Annotated in this window: 17 protein-coding genes; 9 read left to right on the top strand and 8 right to left on the bottom strand. The window is 64.8% G+C overall.

Annotated features, from left to right (window positions below):
• Nucleotides 1-61 precede the first annotated feature (61 nt).
• Nucleotides 62-1,456 carry a glutamate ligase domain-containing protein gene (locus ENHY17A_RS00085; protein WP_159709209.1) on the bottom strand — a complete coding sequence of 465 codons (1,395 nt, stop codon included), beginning with the start codon at nucleotides 1,454-1,456 and terminating at the stop codon, nucleotides 62-64.
• A gap of 144 nt (nucleotides 1,457-1,600) precedes the next feature.
• Here ENHY17A_RS00085 and ENHY17A_RS00080 point away from each other — a divergent pair, with 144 nt between their 5' ends.
• A complete protein-coding gene (locus tag ENHY17A_RS00080) occupies nucleotides 1,601-2,425 on the top strand; it encodes an LD-carboxypeptidase (RefSeq protein WP_159709208.1) in 825 nt (274 codons plus the stop codon).
• Here the strand turns inward: ENHY17A_RS00080 and ENHY17A_RS00075 are convergent.
• On the bottom strand, nucleotides 2,422-3,123 hold the full coding sequence (locus tag ENHY17A_RS00075) for a ZIP family metal transporter (protein WP_159709207.1): 702 nt from the start codon (nucleotides 3,121-3,123) through the stop codon (nucleotides 2,422-2,424). The genes ENHY17A_RS00080 and ENHY17A_RS00075 overlap by 4 nt on opposite strands.
• 99 nt (nucleotides 3,124-3,222) lie before the next feature.
• On the opposite strand from ENHY17A_RS00075, the gene thrS reads away from it, so the two are divergent.
• From thrS to infC, 3 genes are all read left to right on the top strand, one after another.
• Complete coding sequence (thrS, locus tag ENHY17A_RS00070; RefSeq protein ID WP_159709206.1) at nucleotides 3,223-5,229, top strand: threonine--tRNA ligase; 2,007 nt, start codon at nucleotides 3,223-3,225, stop codon at nucleotides 5,227-5,229.
• Nucleotides 5,226-5,552 carry a YnfA family protein gene (locus ENHY17A_RS00065; protein ID WP_159709205.1) on the top strand — a complete coding sequence of 109 codons (327 nt, stop codon included), beginning with the start codon at nucleotides 5,226-5,228 and terminating at the stop codon, nucleotides 5,550-5,552. Before thrS ends, ENHY17A_RS00065 begins: the two co-directional genes overlap by 4 nt.
• A gap of 99 nt (nucleotides 5,553-5,651) precedes the next feature.
• The gene (gene infC, locus ENHY17A_RS00060) at nucleotides 5,652-6,185 is read left to right on the top strand and encodes a translation initiation factor IF-3 (RefSeq protein WP_159709204.1); all 534 of its coding nucleotides are present in this window, start codon (nucleotides 5,652-5,654) and stop codon (nucleotides 6,183-6,185) included.
• A gap of 78 nt (nucleotides 6,186-6,263) precedes the next feature.
• Here infC and ENHY17A_RS00055 read toward each other — a convergent pair whose 3' ends face one another.
• Nucleotides 6,264-6,647, bottom strand: coding sequence for a VOC family protein (locus tag ENHY17A_RS00055; RefSeq protein WP_159709203.1), 384 nt, complete (start codon nucleotides 6,645-6,647; stop codon nucleotides 6,264-6,266).
• Between the two features lie 63 nt (nucleotides 6,648-6,710).
• Between ENHY17A_RS00055 and ENHY17A_RS00050 the strand changes: the two genes are divergently transcribed.
• Nucleotides 6,711-8,501 carry a cation:proton antiporter gene (locus ENHY17A_RS00050; protein WP_159709202.1) on the top strand — a complete coding sequence of 597 codons (1,791 nt, stop codon included), beginning with the start codon at nucleotides 6,711-6,713 and terminating at the stop codon, nucleotides 8,499-8,501.
• 3 nt (nucleotides 8,502-8,504) lie between these two features.
• On the opposite strand, the gene ENHY17A_RS00045 is transcribed toward ENHY17A_RS00050, so the two are convergent.
• The 4 genes from ENHY17A_RS00045 to ENHY17A_RS00030 all read right to left on the bottom strand — a co-directional run bounded on the left by ENHY17A_RS00045 (nucleotide 8,505) and on the right by ENHY17A_RS00030 (nucleotide 13,756).
• A complete protein-coding gene (locus ENHY17A_RS00045; protein ID WP_159709201.1) occupies nucleotides 8,505-11,252 on the bottom strand; it encodes a [protein-PII] uridylyltransferase in 2,748 nt (915 codons plus the stop codon).
• 330 nt (nucleotides 11,253-11,582) lie between these two features.
• The gene (gene grpE, locus ENHY17A_RS00040; protein WP_159709200.1) at nucleotides 11,583-12,149 is read right to left on the bottom strand and encodes a nucleotide exchange factor GrpE; all 567 of its coding nucleotides are present in this window, start codon (nucleotides 12,147-12,149) and stop codon (nucleotides 11,583-11,585) included.
• Between the two features lie 27 nt (nucleotides 12,150-12,176).
• Complete coding sequence (gene hrcA / locus ENHY17A_RS00035) at nucleotides 12,177-13,217, bottom strand: heat-inducible transcriptional repressor HrcA (protein ID WP_159709199.1); 1,041 nt, start codon at nucleotides 13,215-13,217, stop codon at nucleotides 12,177-12,179.
• 32 nt (nucleotides 13,218-13,249) lie between these two features.
• Nucleotides 13,250-13,756 carry a DUF6438 domain-containing protein gene (locus ENHY17A_RS00030; protein WP_159709198.1) on the bottom strand — a complete coding sequence of 169 codons (507 nt, stop codon included), beginning with the start codon at nucleotides 13,754-13,756 and terminating at the stop codon, nucleotides 13,250-13,252.
• A gap of 80 nt (nucleotides 13,757-13,836) precedes the next feature.
• Between ENHY17A_RS00030 and rph the strand changes: the two genes are divergently transcribed.
• From rph to ENHY17A_RS00015, 3 genes are read left to right on the top strand one after another with little or no spacing between them, the layout of a single operon-like run.
• Nucleotides 13,837-14,553: a ribonuclease PH gene (gene rph, locus ENHY17A_RS00025; protein ID WP_159709197.1), complete on the top strand. Its 717-nt coding sequence runs from the start codon at nucleotides 13,837-13,839 to the stop codon at nucleotides 14,551-14,553.
• The gene (gene rdgB / locus ENHY17A_RS00020; protein WP_159709196.1) at nucleotides 14,550-15,194 is read left to right on the top strand and encodes an RdgB/HAM1 family non-canonical purine NTP pyrophosphatase; all 645 of its coding nucleotides are present in this window, start codon (nucleotides 14,550-14,552) and stop codon (nucleotides 15,192-15,194) included. The genes rph and rdgB overlap by 4 nt, the downstream gene beginning before the upstream one ends.
• A gap of 29 nt (nucleotides 15,195-15,223) precedes the next feature.
• Nucleotides 15,224-15,787 (top strand): DUF1993 domain-containing protein, encoded by a 564-nt coding sequence (locus ENHY17A_RS00015; RefSeq protein ID WP_159709195.1) that lies wholly within the window; start codon nucleotides 15,224-15,226, stop codon nucleotides 15,785-15,787.
• A gap of 18 nt (nucleotides 15,788-15,805) precedes the next feature.
• On the opposite strand, the gene ENHY17A_RS00010 is transcribed toward ENHY17A_RS00015, so the two are convergent.
• Nucleotides 15,806-16,354: a CAP domain-containing protein gene (locus ENHY17A_RS00010; RefSeq protein ID WP_236547661.1), complete on the bottom strand. Its 549-nt coding sequence runs from the start codon at nucleotides 16,352-16,354 to the stop codon at nucleotides 15,806-15,808.
• A gap of 36 nt (nucleotides 16,355-16,390) precedes the next feature.
• Here ENHY17A_RS00010 and hemW point away from each other — a divergent pair.
• A partial coding sequence (gene hemW, locus ENHY17A_RS00005) for a radical SAM family heme chaperone HemW (RefSeq protein WP_159709193.1) occupies nucleotides 16,391-17,553 on the top strand: 1,163 nt, incomplete at its 3' end.

The following is a 17,553-nucleotide window of genomic DNA, read 5'->3' as shown; positions in this document are numbered from 1 at the left end:
GACAGGCTCCCTTTCGAATCAGTAAAGGTAGCTTTACGTCAAGGTCGCTTTCCATGTCAAGCTACCCTGACAAGTCTGTCACCATCTCTTGCGCCAGCAGCGACAGCGTGTCGTCGCGGGCACCCATCAGGACGATGCGGTCGCCAGGCCCCGCCATCGCGATCAGCGCCGCGGCTGCGTCATCGCGTGCCGGGATGTGGCGGGCGTCGCGTCCCGCGGCCTGCACGTCGGCGACGATATCCGCGCTAGTCACTTCGCGCGACGTGGTGCCGCCCTGATAGACGGGATCGGGCAGGACCAGCACATCGTCCTCGCCCAGCTTTTCGGCGAACATATCGACTAGTTCGCGGCGCATCACTTTCAGCGGGCCGTAACCATGCGGCTGGAACATCAGCAGCAACCGCCCCGGATTGGCGTGGAGCGTGTCGAGTGTGGCCGCGATCTTTTCCGGGTTGTGGCCGAAATCGTCGATCACCGCGACGCCGTTCGCCTCTCCCACCCATTCGAAGCGACGCTTTAGCCCCTTGAACCCTTCGATCGCCGTCGCCGCCTCCTCGCGCGGCACGCCCGCCGCGATCGCCGCGCCGATCGCCGCCAGCGCATTCTCGACATTATGCCGCCCCGGCACGCCAAGCCGCACCCGCAACCGCTCGCCGCGCGACACAAGGTCGAAAGAAATCGCGTAACGCTCCGGGGTAAGATTCTCGGCACGCAGATCGGCGGAGGCGTCGATCGCCACCGTCATCAGCTTCGCGCGGTCCATCGTGTCGGCCAGCGCTTCGGCTTCCGAATCGCCGACATTGACCACCGTCACCCGCGCCTTGGCCGCGAAATCGCCGAACAGCGCGCGCAATTCCTCCAGCGACTTGTGGTCGAGGCTGACATTGTTGAGCACCGCGACCTCTGGCGTGTAGAGCGCGATCGACCCGTCGCTCTCGTCCACCTCGGACACGAACGCCGCGCCTTCGCCCACCAGCGCGCTCGCGAACGGCGCCTCTGCGCTCGCGAAATTCTTCATCACAGCGCCGTTCATCACCGTCGGATCGCGACCGAGCGCATGGAAAATCCAGCCAATCATGCCGGTCACGGTCGATTTGCCGCTGGTCCCCGCCACCCCAATCCGGCTGACCGACGCATTGAACAGCGAGGCGAGCAATTCCGCCCGCGTCATCCGCTGCGCGCCGACGGTTTCCGCCGCCAACATGTCGGGCACCGTCGCCTCGACCGCGGCGGACGCGACCACGATCTGGTCTGCCGACACGATGCCGCTGCCGTCCTGCGGGTGTAGCGCGATGCCGCGTGCGGCGAGATCCTCGAACTTCGCAGGCAAGCGGCCCGAATCGAGGCTGCGGTCCGACCCCGCGACGGTAGCGCCGCGCCCGGCCAGGATCATCGCCAGCGGCATCATGCCGGAACCGCCGATGCCGACGAAGAAGAAGGATTTGCCCGTTTCCATGCGAGCGCGCTATCGGCGGGTGCAGGGCAAAGCAAGTCGAGCGCCTCCCACCCGTTTGTCTCGAGCGCAGTCGAGAAACGCTTGGTCCGGGAAACGCTACTCGACTTCGCTCGAAGCAAACGGTCTCGGGGAGTCTGGAACGGAATGGCAAAACGGATCGGAGTAGTCGCCCCCGGCAGGTCGATCGACGAAAGCGTCGCCCCGCGCGTGCAGGCGTTGGCCGCGGTCATCGATCCTTCGGTCGAGATCGTGTTCCACCCGCAATGTTTCGCAGAGGACGGCCATTTCGCGGGCGACGACGGAGTGCGCGCGGGCGCATTCCTGGAATTCGCCAATGATTCGGGCTTCGACGCGATCTGGTTCGCGCGCGGCGGTTACGGGTCGAACCGCATCCTCGACGCAGTGATGGGGCAACTCAACTCGTCGGCCAAGGCCAAGAAATATGTCGGCTATTCCGACATGGGGTTCATGCTCGGCGCGCTTTACGCCCGCCGCATCGGACGCCCGGCGCACGGCCCGATGCCGACCGAGATCGGACGCAAGGACGCGGGCGCCAGCGCCGCACGCGCGCTCAACTGGCTGATCAACGACGATCGCCGTTCGCTCGAACCCTCCACCGCAGGCGGCGTGCCCGCGGTAGCCTTCAACCTGTCGATCCTGACGATCATGATCGGCACGCCCTGGCTGCCCGACCTGACCGACCATGTGCTGATGATCGAGGATGTATCCGAACCGCTTTATTCGATCGATCGGATGCTGTTCCAACTTGCCAACGCCACCCAGCTAAAGGGCGTGGCAGGCGTCCGCCTGGGCACCTTCAACGACATTCCCGACAACGACGTGCCGTTCGGAGAGACGCTGGAGGGCATGATCATCCGCTGGTGCGGCGACATGGGCGTGCCCTATCTCGGCCCGGCCAAGATCGGGCATATCTCCGAGAATTACGTGGTGCCGTTCGGCGTAGCTTAAGGGGCGAGTTCCCCCAGCAACAATGCCAGCATCAGCCCCAGCGCGGTCGCCAGCCCCGCCCAGTTGTGCTCCTCGCGATAGGCCTTGGGAAACACCTCGGTCGCCAGGCTTGCGACCACGGCGCCGGCCGCGAAACACTGGATCACCGCGATTGTTGCCCGCGGGGCACCCTCCAGCGCGAAATTGCCGATGATCGCCGCCGCCGACAGGATCGCGGCGGTCGCCGCCCATATGCCCAGCACGGCACGCTTCGACCGCCCGCCCTTTGCCATTTCCTTTGCGCCGCCCGCCGCCTCGGGCAGGTTGGAGAGGAAAATCGATCCTGCCAGCGCCGCGACTTCGGGCGCTCCCGCCCCGATCAGCGCGACGCCCAGCGCCAAATTCTCGGGGATACCGTCCAGCGTGACCGCGGCGAGCAACCCGCCCCCCGACCGGTCGCCGAACCGCCGCTCTATCCACTGGTCGATCAGCGTGAAGACGATCGCTCCACCCGCGACCCCGCCCAGCGTAAGCCAGATGCCGGTGCGCTCGACCCCTGGCTGGATCAGTTCGGTGACCAGCGACAACAGCAATGCCCCGCCCGCCAGCGCGATCAGGAACCCCTCGACCGGTTTCGACAGCGATCCGTAAATCCCCCACAGCGCACCGATCAGCAGCGCGCCCGAGACCACCAGCACCACGACCACCAGCGTCATCATCCGCGCGGCTCCTCTTTGCGCGCACCCCCGCCTTGCCTATAGGGCGCGGTGCGGCATAAGCGATTGTCGCTCAAACCAATCGAAAAGGCTAAACTCCCCATGTCCCAGATGTTCCGCATCACGCTACCCGACGGCTCCGTCCGCGAAGTAGCGCCGGGGACTACCCCCGCGGACATCGCCGCCGCGATCGGGCCGGGACTTGCAAAGGCGGCGCTTGCCGCGCGCGTCGACGGGGAATTGCGCGACATCGGGCGGGCGTTCGAGGGCGACGCGCAACTGGCGCTGGTGACGTCGCGCGACGAGGCCGACGCGCTGGAACTCGCGCGCCACGATTTCGCGCATATTCTGGCAGAGGCGGTGCAGAATCTGTTCCCGGGCACCCAGATCACTTTCGGCCCCGCAACCGACGACGGCTTCTACTACGACTTCGCGCCGAAGGACCGCCCGTTCACCGAGGAAGACCTACCCGCGATCGAGGCCGAGATGCGTGCCATCATCGCCCGCGACGAACGCCTCGTCCGCGAAGTGTGGAGCCGCGCCGACCTGATCGCGCGCTGGAACGCGCAGGGCGAGACGTTCAAGGCCGAATGGGCCGAAGAACTGCCCGAGGGCGAGGAACTGACCGTCTATCGTTCGGGCAGCGGCGAGGACGCATGGCTCGACATGTGCCGCGGGCCGCACCTCGCCTCGACGGGCAAGCTCGACCCGCAGGCGTTCAAGCTCACGCGCGTTTCCGGCGCATATTGGCGCGGCGACCAGAAGAACGCGATGCTCAGCCGCATCTACGGCACCGGCTGGCTCAACAAGAAGCAGCTCGATGCGCATCTCCACAAGCTGGAGGAAGCGGGCAAACGCGACCACCGCAAGCTGGGTCAGGAAATGGACCTGTTCCATCTTCAGGCCGAAGCGCACGGGTCGGTGTTCTGGCACCCCAATGGCTACATCATCTGGCGCGAGCTGGAGGCCTATATGCGCCGCGCAATCGACGGCGCGGGCTACCGCGAGGTCAAGACGCCGCAGGTCATGGACGCCCGCCAGTGGGAGCAATCCGGGCACTGGGGCAAGTATCGCGAGAACATGTTCGTCATCCCCGACGAGGTGCCGAACACCGAGGACGAAGGCCCGATCGTCAGCGACGATGCCGACTGGATGGCGCTGAAGCCGATGAACTGCCCCGCGCACGTCCTGATCTTTCGTCAGGGAATCAAGTCGTACCGCGACCTGCCTTTGCGCCTTTACGAAAATGGCTGCTGCCACCGCAACGAACCGCACGGCGCGCTCCACGGCCTGATGCGCGTGCGCCAGTTCACCCAGGATGACGCGCACATCTTCTGCCGCGAAGACCAGATCGTCGCCGAAGTCCGTGCCTTCTGCGAACTCGCCGACCGCATCTACAAGGATTTCGGCTTCACCTATGCGATCAAACTCGCGCTCCGCCCCGAAAAGCGGTTTGGCAGCGAAGAGATGTGGGACCTTTCCGAAAACGAACTTCGCGACGCAGTGGTCGCGGCGGGCCTGGCAACCGAGCAATATGGCTGGGAAGAACTCCCCGGCGAAGGCGCCTTCTACGCGCCCAAGCTGGAATGGCATTTAACCGATGCGATCGGCCGAACTTGGCAGGTCGGCACGATCCAGTCCGACCGCGTGCTGCCCGATCGGCTCGACGCGTCCTATGTCGGCGAAGATGGCGAACGTCACCGCCCGATCATGCTCCACCGTGCGATCTTCGGCAGTTACGAACGCTTCATCGGCATCCTGATCGAACATTTCGCCGGCAAACTGCCCGTCTGGCTCGCGCCGGTACAGGCGGTGGTCGCGACGATCGTTTCCGACGCCGATGGCTATGCCAATGAAGCGGTCGAAAAGCTGAAGGCGGCGGGCATCCGCGTCGAGGCCGATCTGCGCAACGAGAAGATCAACTACAAGGTGCGCGAACACTCGCTGGCAAAGGTCCCGTATCTGCTGGTGGTCGGCAAGCGCGAAGCAGACGAAGGCACCGTCGCCATCCGTCGCCTGGGCAGCCAGGGCCAGGAAGTCATCACCCTCGATGCGGCGATCGCGATGCTCCGCGACGACGCGACCCCGCCCGACCTCAGGACCGCATGACGCCGCAAACGCTCGCAATCTACGCTGCCGCCGCGGTGGCGGAGATTGCGGGCTGTTTCGCCTTCTGGGCGGTGGTGCGATCGGGCAAGCCGGTCTGGTGGATCATCCCCGGTATCGCCGCCCTAACCCTGTTCGCCTGGCTGCTGACACTCAGCCCGGCGGACGCCGCAGGCCGCGCCTATGCGGCCTATGGCGGCATCTACATCGCCGCATCGCTTGGCTGGCTGATGCTGGTCGATCAGGTCGCGCCGACGCGCTGGGATGTCATCGGGGTCGGGCTGGCGCTCGCGGGATGCATTGTCATCCTGGCACAACCGCGCTGACGCAGTATTCCGCGTCGATCAGCCCGCTTTCAAATTCCCCGCATCGCCACTATATAGGCACCATAACTGACGACAGGAGATTCCAAGATACGTCCTCCCATGACCCGGCGTGGTAACACGCCGCCGCCGATGAACGGCCCGCGCTACAATGAATTCATCCAGTCGCCCAAAGTCCGCGTGATCGATCACGAAGGCGAGAATCTGGGCGTGCTGTTCACGCGCGAAGCGATGGAGCAGGCTGCTGCCGTCGGTCTGGACTTGGTCGAGGTATCGCCGAACGCCGATCCGCCCGTCGCGAAATTCCTGGACGTCGGCAAGTTCAAGTACGAGGCGCAGAAAAAGGCGAACCTCGCGCGCAAGACGCAGAAGACGCAGGAAATCAAAGAGATCAAGATGCGTCCGAACATCGACGATCATGATTACGACGTGAAGATGCGCAACGTCCACAAATTCATCGGCGAGGGCGATAAGGTGAAGATCACCCTGCGCTTCCGCGGTCGCGAACTCAGCCACGGCCAGCTCGGCATGGCTCTGCTTCAGCGCGTTGCCGAGGATTGCACCGAAGACGCCAAGGTCGAAGCCTATCCCCGCATGGAAGGCCGCCAGATGCTGATGGTGCTGTCGCCAAAATAAGGGTTACTGGGGCGGTGCCGCGATTTATCGCCGCCGCCCCGTTTCGATTGTCGCCGACACCGAAGGCGATCAGCCGCATTATGGCTGCGGCTCTTCCCATAGTTCGATCGCGTTGCCCTCGGGATCATGGATGCGCGCGAAGCGTCCGGTTTCGGGCGAGTCCCATTCGTCGCGCGTCTCGATCGCGATGCCCGATGCGTTCAACTGTTCGAGCATCCCGTCGAGATCGGTGACGCGCAGGTTGAGCATGAATGCCTTGTCCGCCGCGAAATAATCGCTGTCCGCCTTGAATGGTGCGAACACAAGCGGCCCGCCCTGAACTTTCCAGAACCACTCGCTGGGATCGCCAGTGCCTTCGGCGTTGCAACCCGCACCGATTTCCAGATGTTCTCGATACCAGGCCGACAAACCGTCGGGATCCTTGGCGCGAAAGAACAGACCGCCTATGCCGAGCACTGCCATTGGGGATTCTCCATCGAGCGCGATGAGCGAGAATAACGCGGATCGAAGGGGACCGACACCGAAATGATCGATTCATTATTGGTCAAGCTGGCGCTGATCGGCGTCATCGGGATCGGTGCGCAGTGGCTGGCGTGGCGCACAGGGCGTCCCGCAATCGCGCTGATGCTGGTCGCGGGTATATTGGCCGGGCCGGTCACCGGCATTATCGTCCCCGACCGCGACCTGGGCGTGCTTCAGGAACCGATCATCAAACTCGCCGTCGCCGTCATCCTGTTCGAAGGCGGATTGAGCCTTAATTTCCGCGATTTGAAACATGCCGGGTGGCCGGTGTTCCGACTGGTCATGCTGGGCGTGCCGATCGGCTGGGCACTGGGCACGCTTGCCGCGCATTACGGCGCCGGGCTTTCCTGGGACATTTCGTTGCTGCTGGGCGGGGTGCTGGTGGTCACCGGGCCGACGGTGATCGGGCCGATGCTGCGCACGTTGCGCGTGCCCAAACGCGTATCGGATACGCTGAAATGGGAGGGGATCGTCAACGATCCGATCGGCGCGCTGCTCGCGATCGGGGTGTTCGCCTATATCTCGTTCAAGGGCGAGACGGTCGATGTCGGCGCGATCACGCTGGGCGTCGCCGCCGCATCGGGGATCGCGGCGTTGCTCGGCCTGATACTGGGATTTGCCATCACCTGGCTGTTCCCGCGCGGGTACGTCCCCGAATTTCTAAAAGCGCCCGTGCTGCTGGTGACGGTGATCGCCGGGTTCGTGATCGCCGATCTGGTCAAGCATGAAACCGGGCTGATTACGGTGACGATCATGGGCGTGGTGATGGCCAATCGCCATATTCACACCAGCAGGGTGCTGCACCGGTTCAAAGAGGATCTGACCGTCCTGCTCGTCTCGGGCGTGTTCGTCATTTTGTCGGCAACCCTCGATTGGGAGACGATACAAGCGTTCCAGGCGCGCTTCGTGATCTTCCTGATCCTGCTGCTGTTCGTGGTGCGCCCGCTGACCGTATTCGTCAGCTTGCTCTTTTCCTCGATGCCCTGGCGCGAGCGGGTGTTCATCGCCTGGATTGCGCCGCGCGGCATCGTCGCGGTGGCGATCCTGGGCCTGTTCGCGATCCGGCTGGGCGACGAAGGCTTTCCCGAAGCAGCCGCACTCGTGCCCTTGAGCTTTGCCGTCGTCGCAGCGACCATCTTTGCGCATGGATTTTCCGCCGCCTGGGTCGCGCGATGGCTGGGCATCGATCTGGGCAAGGGCGAAGGCGTGCTGATCGTCGGCGCCAACGACTGGTCGATCGCCTTTGGCGACTATCTTCGCCAGCTCGGCTATCAGGTGACGGTCGCCGACAGCTCGGCTTTTGCGCTGCGCGGTGCGCGCAAGCGGGACTTGACCGTCTATCGCGGCGACATCCTTGACGAAGTCACACGTGACACGCTCGACTTCGGCGATTTCCAGCAATTGCTCGCGACCAGTGAGAATGATGCGTACAACGCCTTGGTCTGCGCCGATCTTGGCCCTGAAATGGGCTTTGAGAAACTAACGCAGACCGCCGCGACCAAGGGCCGCGATGCGGTGCGGCCCCGCGCGCACGTCCTGCTCGAAAGCGAACGTACCGTCGACGAGCTGCAAAAACTGGCGGCACAAGGCTGGACGTTCGGACGAACCCGGCTGACCGAGCAATTCTCGTTCAGCGATTATCGCGATCGCCTGCCGCGCGGGGGCGAGCCGATCGCGGTCAAACGCAAGGGCGGCGGGCTGGAATTCTTCCGGTCGGACAGCAAACCGATGGTCAATGAAGAGGATGAGGTCATCAGCTTTCTGCCACCCGAACCCGAACGCACACCCGCTTGATCGTCAGGCAGCCTGCACCGCTTCCCCCTCACCCGCCGCCTCGACCAGTCGCCGCTCGACGCTTTTCAACCGCCCGGCATTATCGATCTTCTCGCCCAGCAGGTCGGTGACGTAAAACGTATCGACCGCCCGCTCGCCGTACGTCGCGACATGCGCCGAATGAATCGTCACCTTGGACTGAAACAGTGCGTTGGCCAGATCATAGAGCAGCGCCGGGCGGTCGCGGGCATTCACCTCGATCACCGTGAAGCGATTCGACGCCTTGTTGTCGATCAGCGCTGCGGGCTGGATCGAGAAGGCATCGGCCCGTGCGCGCGCCAGCGGTTTGCGCCGCAGCTTCTCGGTCATCTTGGCACGGTTGGACAGCGCCTCTGTGATCGCGCCCTCCAGTCGAGCCAGCCGCGCGGGTTCGTCAAAGGGCTGGCCGAAGGGATCTTGCACCAGGAAATTGTCGAGTGCGCGTCCGTCGCGCGTCGTGTGGATGCGTGCGTCGATGATGTTCCCGCCCGCCGCGTGGATCGCGCCCGCAATCCGGTAGAAAAGCCCTGGATGATCGGCGGCATAGACCGTCACCAGCGTCGCATCCTGATCGGGATAGACCTGGGCGCTGATCGACAATTGTTCGTCACCTGCCGCGATCATCTGGCGCACATTGGCCTCCAGCACATCGATCGGCTCGGCAATCCAGTATGGTTCGGCCAGCCGCCGCACGAACTTCGCGCGCGTGTCCGCATCCCAGCCCAAGGTCTCGGCGAGCATATCCTGCTTGGCAGCGATCCGTTCGCTGCGGCCCTTTTGCTTGTGGCCCAGCCGCAGCACTTCCTCGGCCGAATCGAACAGGGTGGACAGCAATTGCCGTTTCCACCCGTTCCACACCCCCGGCCCCACCGCGCGGATATCGACCACAGTCAGTACCAGCAGGAGGCGCAGCCGCTGCACCGACTGCACATGGTTGGCGAAATCGAGGATCGTCTTGAAATCCGACAGGTCGCGTTTGAACGCGGTGGCCGACATCAGCAGGTGCCAGCGGACCAGCCACGCCACCGTCTCGGTCTCCGCCGCGCTCAGCCCCAGCCGCGGGCACAGCCGCTCGGCGACGCCTGCGCCCAGCACCGAATGATCCCCGCCACGTCCCTTGGCGATGTCGTGGAGCAGGACCGCAACGTAGAGAACCCGGCGGGAGGCGATCTGGCCGATGATGGTGGAGGAGAGCGGATGGTCCTCCTTCAGCCCGCCCCGCTCGATCTCGCTCAGCAACCCGATCGCGCGGATCGTGTGTTCGTCGACGGTGTAGTGGTGATACATGTCGAACTGCATCTGCGCCACGACGCGGCCGAAATCGGGCACGAACCGGCCAAATACCCCTGCCTCGTTCATCCAGCGCAGCACGGTTTCCGGATCGCGCGGGGACGTCAGCACGTCGAGGAACAGCGCATTGGCGCGCGCATCGTCGCGCCACTCGTCGATCAGCTTGGCATCACGCGCCGCGCCCCGCATCGCAAGCGGATGAATCTCCAGCCCATGCAGATCGGCCAACTGGAACAGCTCGATCAATCGCACCGGATCGCGCTGGAAAAAATCGTCGCCGGGCAGCGCCAGCCGCCCGCGGTCGAGAATGAACCCTTTGAGCTTGCGCGGCGCTCGGCGCAGCATCGGCAGACCGAACCGACGCCCGCGCGCGGCGAATTTCTCGTCGAGATGCGCCAGGAACACGCCGGTCAGGTCACCGACGCGCTTGGCCTGCAAAAAGTAGAATTGCATGAAGCGCTCGACCGCCGATTTCCCCGGCCGGTCCGAATAACGCATCCGGTCGGCGATCTCGCGCTGGAAGTCGAAAGTCAGCCGCTCCTCCGCCCGCCCCGCGATCAGGTGGAGGTGACAGCGCACCGCCCAGAGAAAGTTTTCCGCCCGGTTGAACTGGCGATATTCATGGGCGGACAACACCCCCTTGTCGACCAGCTCCGCGGCGCGCCTGACCTCATAGGCATATTTGCCGATCCAGAAGAGCGTATGGAGGTCGCGCAAGCCCCCCTTCCCTTCCTTCACATTGGGTTCGACGACATAGCGGCTGTCGCCCATCTTACGATGGCGATTGTCGCGCTCGGCAAGCTTGGTGGCGATGAAGGCACGCGCGGTATCGGCCTGCACCTCCAATTTGAAGCGCGCCGCGGCCTCGTCGTACAGGCCCATGTCACCCCACACGAACCGCGCCTCGACCAGTGCCGTGCGGATCGTGCCATCGGCCTTTGCCTGGCGCACCATCTCGTCCAACGACCGCGACGAATGCCCGACCTTCAACCCCATGTCCCACAGCGCATAGAGCATCGATTCGATGACCTGCTCGGACCAGCTCGTCTGTTTCCACGGCGTCAGGAAACCGATGTCGATGTCCGAAAACGGTGCCATCTCGCCGCGCCCGTACCCACCGACCGCAATCAGCGTCATCCGCTCCGCGCTGGTCGGATTGTTGTTCGGGTAAAGCCGCTGGACGGTAAAATCCCATAACAGTCGCAAGATCTGGTCGGTCAGGAACGCGCCCGACGCCGCCATTTCGAGCCCGCGCGTCGGATGCTCCATGAACCGCCGCTCGATTTCGGCGCGACCGGCGTCCATCGCCGCGCGCAGCAGCTTGGTCCCCGCCTGACGCAAGGGCTGGCCGGGATCGGGCTCTAGCTTTGCCAATTCATCGGCAAGCACCCGACGATCGATGATCGCGCGGCGGTTGGGCAGGGAATCCATGCGGGCTGGCATGGGAGGAGAGATAGGGGGTTGGGGCGCGGGTGGCCAGCAAGCGTTTTTTGGATGCGTCCCAACCCACCCGCACCGTCACCCCGGACTTGTTCCGGGGTCCACTAAGCCACTTGCGCTTCGTTGAGGTGTCAGGTGTTGCACTTGCAGCGCGGTGGACCCCGGAACAAGTCCGGGGTGACGAGAGAGGTAAACTTCAAAATTCTCCCCACCCGGAGGAGGTGGACCATGCGAAGCATGGTCGAGGGGTAGGCCACACGCGTTGCGCTTCGTGGCAACCCCCCTCCGTCAGCACTTCGTGCTGCCACCTCCCCGCTGGGGGAGGATTTCGACTTACGCGTCGGCAGCCTTTGCCACGCCTACCAATGCAGGCCGCAACAACCGGTCGCCGATCATGTAACCGGCCTGAATTTCCTGAACGACCGTCCCCGGCGCGACATCCTTGGTCGGCACCTCGAACATCGCCTGATGCCAATTGGGGTTGAGCGTCTCGCCCGCCGTCTCGATCTTCTTGATATTGTGGCGCGCAAACACGCTTTCGATCTCACGCCCAGTGGCTTCCAGACCGGTGACCAGCCCCTTCATCTTGTCGTCGTCGCGCAGTTCCTGCGGGATCACCGACAATGCACGGCTCAGATTGTCGGCGACCGACAGGATGTCGCGTGCGAACCCGGTCGCGGCATAGGCGCGTGCGTCCTGCGCTTCCTTCTCCGCCCGACGGCGGACATTTTGCGTCTCTGCCTTGGAATAGAGCAAGGCCGCATCGGCCTCGGCCAGCTTCGCCTCCAGCTCGGCCAGCCGGTCATGCTCGGCCAGTTCGGGGGCCTCGGCTGCGGTTTCCTCGCGCAGGTCGGTATCCAGCGGCGCTTCGCCTGCGCCGTTCTTCGTTTCGTCGGTCATGTTGCCCTGTTCTTGTGCATGAAAATGTCAAACCAGCAGACGCGCGAGCGTCGCTGCGGTGAAATCAACCATGGGCACGACGCGCGCATAGTTCAACCGTGTCGGGCCGATCACGCCGACTACGCCGACCACTCGCCCGTCGAGCGCGCGCACCGGTTTTGCGATCACCGAAGACCCGGACAGCGCGAACAACTTGTTCTCCGATCCGATGAAGATCCGCGTCGCGTCGCCGTCCTTGGCGCTGTCGAGCAGCCGGGCGATCTCCTCCTTGCCCTCCAGCTCGTCGAGCAACTGGCGCACGCGTTCGAGATCCTCGGTCGCGGTGGCATCGACCAGCCGCGCCTGACCGCGCACGATCAACACCGGGCGGTCGTCGCCATCCGCCGACCACACCGCCAACCCGCGTTCGACCAGCGTGTGCGCTGCCGAATCGAGTTCGGCCCGCTCGCGCCGGATTTCAGCCTCGATCCGCGCACGCGCGGTGCTCAGCGTCTGACCCGCCAGCGTCGCGGACAGATAATTGGCGGCTTCGTTGAGCGCAGACGGAGTCATCCCCAGCGGCAGATCGACGACGCGATTCTCGACCGATCCGTCCGCCCCGACCAGCACCGCAATCGCCTTGTCGTCCGGCAGCGCGACGAAGCCGACCTGCTTCAACACCGGCTCGCGCTTCGCCACCAGCACCAGCCCGGCACAGGCCGAAAGACCGGACAGTGCCGCGGTGGTGTTGGCAATCGCCGCCTCCACCGGGCCATGTTCGCCCGCGCCTGCGGAAATCGCCGCGCGTTCCTCCGCGGTCGGCTCCATCGAATGCATCATGCCATCGACGAACAGCCGCAGACCCGTCTCGGTCGGCATCCGCCCCGCACTGGTATGGGGTGCGGCGAGCAACCCCAGTTCCTCCAGATCCTGCATCACATTGCGGATCGAGGCCGGGGACAGGTTGACGCCCGCCACCTTCGATATCGTGCGCGAGCCCACGGGCACGCCGGTATCCAGATAGGATTCGACCACCACCCGGAACACGTCGCGTGCCCGGTCGGTCATCTCGGTGATCGGTTGGCTCATCGGGCTGAATTTAGGGAGCCCTGTCTCATTGCTCAACGCTTTCCGATGTAGGCAGCGATCGGCAGCATTTCCGGCGCGGACTTCAGCACACCCGCCACCCGATCCGCCTCGGCGCTGCGGCATCCAAGATACAGCCGCAAATTCTGGTCTGCTGCGCCGGTGTTGCTCGCCCAGCGCACGGTGATGCTGGGCATGTCGGTCGGCGCATTGCCGCAATCGGGCTCACCATGACTGATGTTGCGGTCGCCCTCGCGCGGCCGCACCGCCGCCAGATGCTCGGCGAAGCGACGATAGGTTGCGGGGGCAATGCGGAACGACTGGGTGCCAGTCGTCGCGACATGCTGCTTACCCTCGAACACGCCCTCGCCTTCCGGCATAACCGTGACGCTATAAACCGGGCATGTCCCGAAACACGGTTCGGTGGAATAGGTGATCGATTCGCGTTCGATCGCGATCGGCGCCCCATCCGGCGCGGCATCGGTCATGGTGCACGCGGTCGCCGACAGGGCGGCCAGGGCGACGGCAAAACGGTACGGCATGAAATTCCTTCCCTCGGGCCGGACTGGCGCACAGCCGCCCGGCGGTCTATCGGCGGGACAACGAACCAGGAGACGAAAATATGCGCCCATCCGGCCGCGCCCCCGACGAAATGCGTGAAATCACGATCCAACCCGCCTTCACGCGCCACGCCGAAGGATCGGTGCTGATCGGATTCGGCGATACCAAGGTACTGGTCACCGCCAGCGTCGAAGAACGCCTGCCGCCCTGGTTGCGCGGTAAGGGCGAAGGCTGGGTTACCGCCGAATACGGCATGTTGCCGCGCGCTACCCATACCCGCGGCAACCGCGAAGCTGCTAAGGGCAAGCAGTCGGGGCGCACCCAAGAAATCCAGCGGTTGATCGGGCGGTCTTTGCGCGCCGTCACCGACCTCAAACTGCTCGGCGAGCGCCAGATCACGCTCGATTGCGACGTGATCCAGGCCGATGGCGGCACCCGCACTGCCGCGATTTCCGGCGCGTGGGTCGCACTGCGCCTGGCGGTCGACAAGCTGATGGCAGAGGGAAAGCTGACGACGGACCCGATCCTGGGCAAGGTCGCCGCCGTCTCCTGTGGCATCTATAACGGCACGCCCGTCCTCGACCTCGATTACCCAGAGGATTCAAATGCCGACGCCGACGCCAATTTCGTCCTGATCGAAGGCGGCAAGATCGCCGAGCTTCAGGCGACCGCAGAGGGCGCGTGCTATGACGAGGAGGAACTGCTCCGCCTGCTCCGCCTCGCTCGCATCGGTTGCGACCGCATCTTCGCCGCGCAGGCAAAGGCCGCAGGCAAATGAGCGGCCCCGACGAAGGCATTGGCGGCGACGCCCCCCAGGCGATCCGCAAGCTCGTGCCGGGCAAGCTGGTCATCGCCAGCCACAATCCGGGCAAGGTCCGCGAAATCCGCGACCTGCTCGGCCCCTACGGCATCGAACCCGTCTCGGCCGCCGAACTCGACCTGCCCGAGCCTGAGGAAACCGGCACCACCTTCGTCGCCAATGCTGAGCTAAAGGCGATGCAGGCCGCCGACCTGTCCGGCCTCCCTGCGCTTGCCGACGATAGCGGTCTGGCGGTCGAGGCGCTGAACGGCGAACCGGGCATTTTCTCGGCGCGCTGGGCCGGCGAATCGAAGGATTTCGCGGTGGCGATGCGACTGGTCGAGGATCGCCTGACCGCGCTCGGCCCCGACGTGTCGCGCGACGCGCACTTCGTCTGCGCGCTGTCGCTCGCCTGGCCCGACGGCCATACCGAGACATTCGAGGGCCGTGTCGACGGCACGCTCGTGTGGCCCCCACGCGGCGACCGCGGCTTCGGCTATGACGCGATGTTCCTGCCGCTCGACAGCGAAACGACCTTCGGCGAGATGAACCCGGCGGCGAAGCACGCGATCAGCCACCGGGCGGACGCGTTCGCGCAGCTGGTGGACGCGGTGCTGTGATGTCGGCTTCCGACAAAACGGGTCATGGCATGTCGTTCACGCGCCTGCTCGTCCCGACCTATATCCAGATGCTTGGGCGGCTCTCCGCCTGGCTGGAAAAGGCGCAGGCGCAACGCCCGGATGACGCCGAAGCCCTGCTTTCGGCGCGGCTCGCACCCGACATGTTCCCGCTGGCGACGCAGATCCGTTTCGCGTGCAGGCAGGCGCAAGAAGCGGTGTTCCGCCTGAAGGGAGAAGCGTTTCCCGAATCGTCGAACATCTTGCTGGAAGAAGGGCGGAACGCGGGCGACCATCCCGGATCGATCGCAGACGCGCAGGCGAGGATTGCCGAGACGATCGACCTGCTCAACGCGCTGTCGGCGACGGCGCTCGATATCGAACCCGAAACCGCGATCGCGCACGCGTTACCTGCCGGCATCACCTTCGATCTGACCACCGAACAATTTGCCCGCGATTGGGCGCTGCCCCAATTCTATTTCCACGTGATGACCGCCTATGCGATTCTGCGTGCAGGCGGCACCGAACTCGGCAAAACCGATTATGTCGCACACATGCTGCCTTATGTGCGACCGGGCACAATGCCGGGGGCCTGATCGGCGGCAGTGACCGCGTTACGGCAACGCCCGCTGGCCGACGACATTCCCAGTCGGGAGGTAACGGCACACCAGAAAGTCGTCCCGCCGGTTGCTCGCCATCGCGCAGCCCACTTCGCGGGTGCCCGACCATATGATCTGGGTATAATGGCCGACATCGCGGTAATCGCCGGTGGTGCTGGCGTTGGGCATCGGGCGGTTCACGAAGACGCGCTTCTCGTCGATCCAGTGCCCGGCCATCTCGTGATAGCGGTATGCACCGCGCGTCCCCATCCATAGATTCTCGCCTTGATTGGGGTTGCCGCGTGGCTGCGGTGCGTGTTCGAAGCGCCCGGTACGCGCCAGTTCGCGCGCATAGGCCAGCGCATCGGTGGCAAGCGCATCGCTCCACGTCAGCACCGGCTGGCGCACCTCAGCCCGGGTCGCATTGTGCATCGTCAGCATATTGCGCTTCAGCCGCGGCTCGCCGCGCGGCGCGGTGCCCGCAAAGGGTCGCTCCTCTACAATGCGCGGCGGGGGCGACGCGCTTTGCTGCCCGCACGCCGCCAGCAACAGACACAGCAACATGGACGCTCGCTTTTGCATGGACACCGCCCCTGCCCTATGGCGCGCGCGATGAACACCGCACGAACGCCGCTGGCACTCTATATCCACTGGCCGTTCTGCGTGTCCAAATGCCCCTATTGCGATTTCAACAGCCATGTCCGCGAGAGCGTGGACCAGGATGCGTGGCGCAGCGCGATGCTGGCCGACCTCCACTACGAAGCCGATCTGCTACCGGGGCGCGAAGTCACCTCGATCTTCTTTGGTGGCGGAACGCCGTCGCTGATGCCGCCCGCGACGGTCGCAGCACTGATCGAGGCGGCGGATGCGCGATGGGGCCTGAGCGAAGGATGCGAGATCACGCTGGAGGCCAATCCGTCCTCGGTCGAGGCCGCGCGCTTCGGCGACATCGCGAAGGCGGGCGTCAACCGCGTTTCACTGGGGTTGCAGGCGCTCGATAACGATGCGCTCGCCTTTCTGGGCCGCGCGCATGACGTGGACGAGGGGCTGGCCGCGCTCGACACCGCGCAGGCCGCATTCGAGCGCGTGTCGTTCGACCTGATCTATGCGCGTCCCGGCCAGAACCTTGCCGAATGGGACGCAGAGCTCGCCCGCGCGCTGCGCTTCGGGACCGAACATCTGTCGCTCTATCAGCTCACCATCGAGCCCGGAACGCGCTTTGCGACACTGGCGGCAAAGGGCGAATTGACGCTCCCCGATGAAAATATCGCGGCCGAACTCTACGAACATACTCGCGCGGTGGCGGCGTCGGCGGGATTGCCCGCTTACGAGGTGTCGAACCACGCCCGGCCGGGCGCGGAAAGCCGCCACAACCTGACCTATTGGCGGTATCAGGACTATGCCGGAATCGGACCCGGCGCGCACGGACGGCGCACGGCGCATGAGACGGCGCGGCACAAGAAGCCCGAAAACTGGTTGAACGCGGTGACGCGCAACGGTCATGGCGCACAGATCGACCAGCCATTGTCGCCGCGCAATCGCGCGACCGAGGCGCTGGTGATGGGGTTGCGGCTGGACGAGGGACTCGACCTCGCTCGCGTGGCGGAATTGGGCGACGCGGAGATCGAGGCGCTGATTGACCACGGCCAGCTAGCGATGCTGGAGCGCGAGGGCCTGGCGGTGCGCGACGGATCACGCCTTGCGATCACCGAACGCGGGATGCCGGTGCTGGAGGCGATATTGCGCGCGCTGGTACGGGGTGA

Source organism: Sphingomonas sp. AX6, assembly GCF_902506605.1.
GTDB lineage: Bacteria > Pseudomonadota > Alphaproteobacteria > Sphingomonadales > Sphingomonadaceae > Sphingomonas.
This window is presented reverse-complemented; position numbering and strand designations above follow the sequence as displayed.

Bases quoted from the DNA above. Each gene is read 5' to 3' on its own strand.
- ENHY17A_RS00085 (WP_159709209.1), bottom strand. From the start codon at position 1,456: ATGGAAACGGGCAAATCCTTCTTCTTCGTCGGCATCGGCGGTTCCGGC.
- ENHY17A_RS00080 (WP_159709208.1), top strand. From the start codon at position 1,601: ATGGCAAAACGGATCGGAGTAGTCGCCCCCGGCAGGTCGATCGACGAA.
- ENHY17A_RS00075 (WP_159709207.1), bottom strand. From the start codon at position 3,123: ATGATGACGCTGGTGGTCGTGGTGCTGGTGGTCTCGGGCGCGCTGCTG.
- thrS (WP_159709206.1), top strand. From the start codon at position 3,223: ATGTCCCAGATGTTCCGCATCACGCTACCCGACGGCTCCGTCCGCGAA.
- ENHY17A_RS00065 (WP_159709205.1), top strand. From the start codon at position 5,226: ATGACGCCGCAAACGCTCGCAATCTACGCTGCCGCCGCGGTGGCGGAG.
- infC (WP_159709204.1), top strand. From the start codon at position 5,652: ATGACCCGGCGTGGTAACACGCCGCCGCCGATGAACGGCCCGCGCTAC.
- ENHY17A_RS00055 (WP_159709203.1), bottom strand. From the start codon at position 6,647: ATGGCAGTGCTCGGCATAGGCGGTCTGTTCTTTCGCGCCAAGGATCCC.
- ENHY17A_RS00050 (WP_159709202.1), top strand. From the start codon at position 6,711: ATGATCGATTCATTATTGGTCAAGCTGGCGCTGATCGGCGTCATCGGG.
- ENHY17A_RS00045 (WP_159709201.1), bottom strand. From the start codon at position 11,252: ATGCCAGCCCGCATGGATTCCCTGCCCAACCGCCGCGCGATCATCGAT.
- grpE (WP_159709200.1), bottom strand. From the start codon at position 12,149: ATGACCGACGAAACGAAGAACGGCGCAGGCGAAGCGCCGCTGGATACC.
- hrcA (WP_159709199.1), bottom strand. From the start codon at position 13,217: ATGAGCCAACCGATCACCGAGATGACCGACCGGGCACGCGACGTGTTC.
- ENHY17A_RS00030 (WP_159709198.1), bottom strand. From the start codon at position 13,756: ATGCCGTACCGTTTTGCCGTCGCCCTGGCCGCCCTGTCGGCGACCGCG.
- rph (WP_159709197.1), top strand. From the start codon at position 13,837: ATGCGCCCATCCGGCCGCGCCCCCGACGAAATGCGTGAAATCACGATC.
- rdgB (WP_159709196.1), top strand. From the start codon at position 14,550: ATGAGCGGCCCCGACGAAGGCATTGGCGGCGACGCCCCCCAGGCGATC.
- ENHY17A_RS00015 (WP_159709195.1), top strand. From the start codon at position 15,224: ATGTCGTTCACGCGCCTGCTCGTCCCGACCTATATCCAGATGCTTGGG.
- ENHY17A_RS00010 (WP_236547661.1), bottom strand. From the start codon at position 16,354: ATGTTGCTGTGTCTGTTGCTGGCGGCGTGCGGGCAGCAAAGCGCGTCG.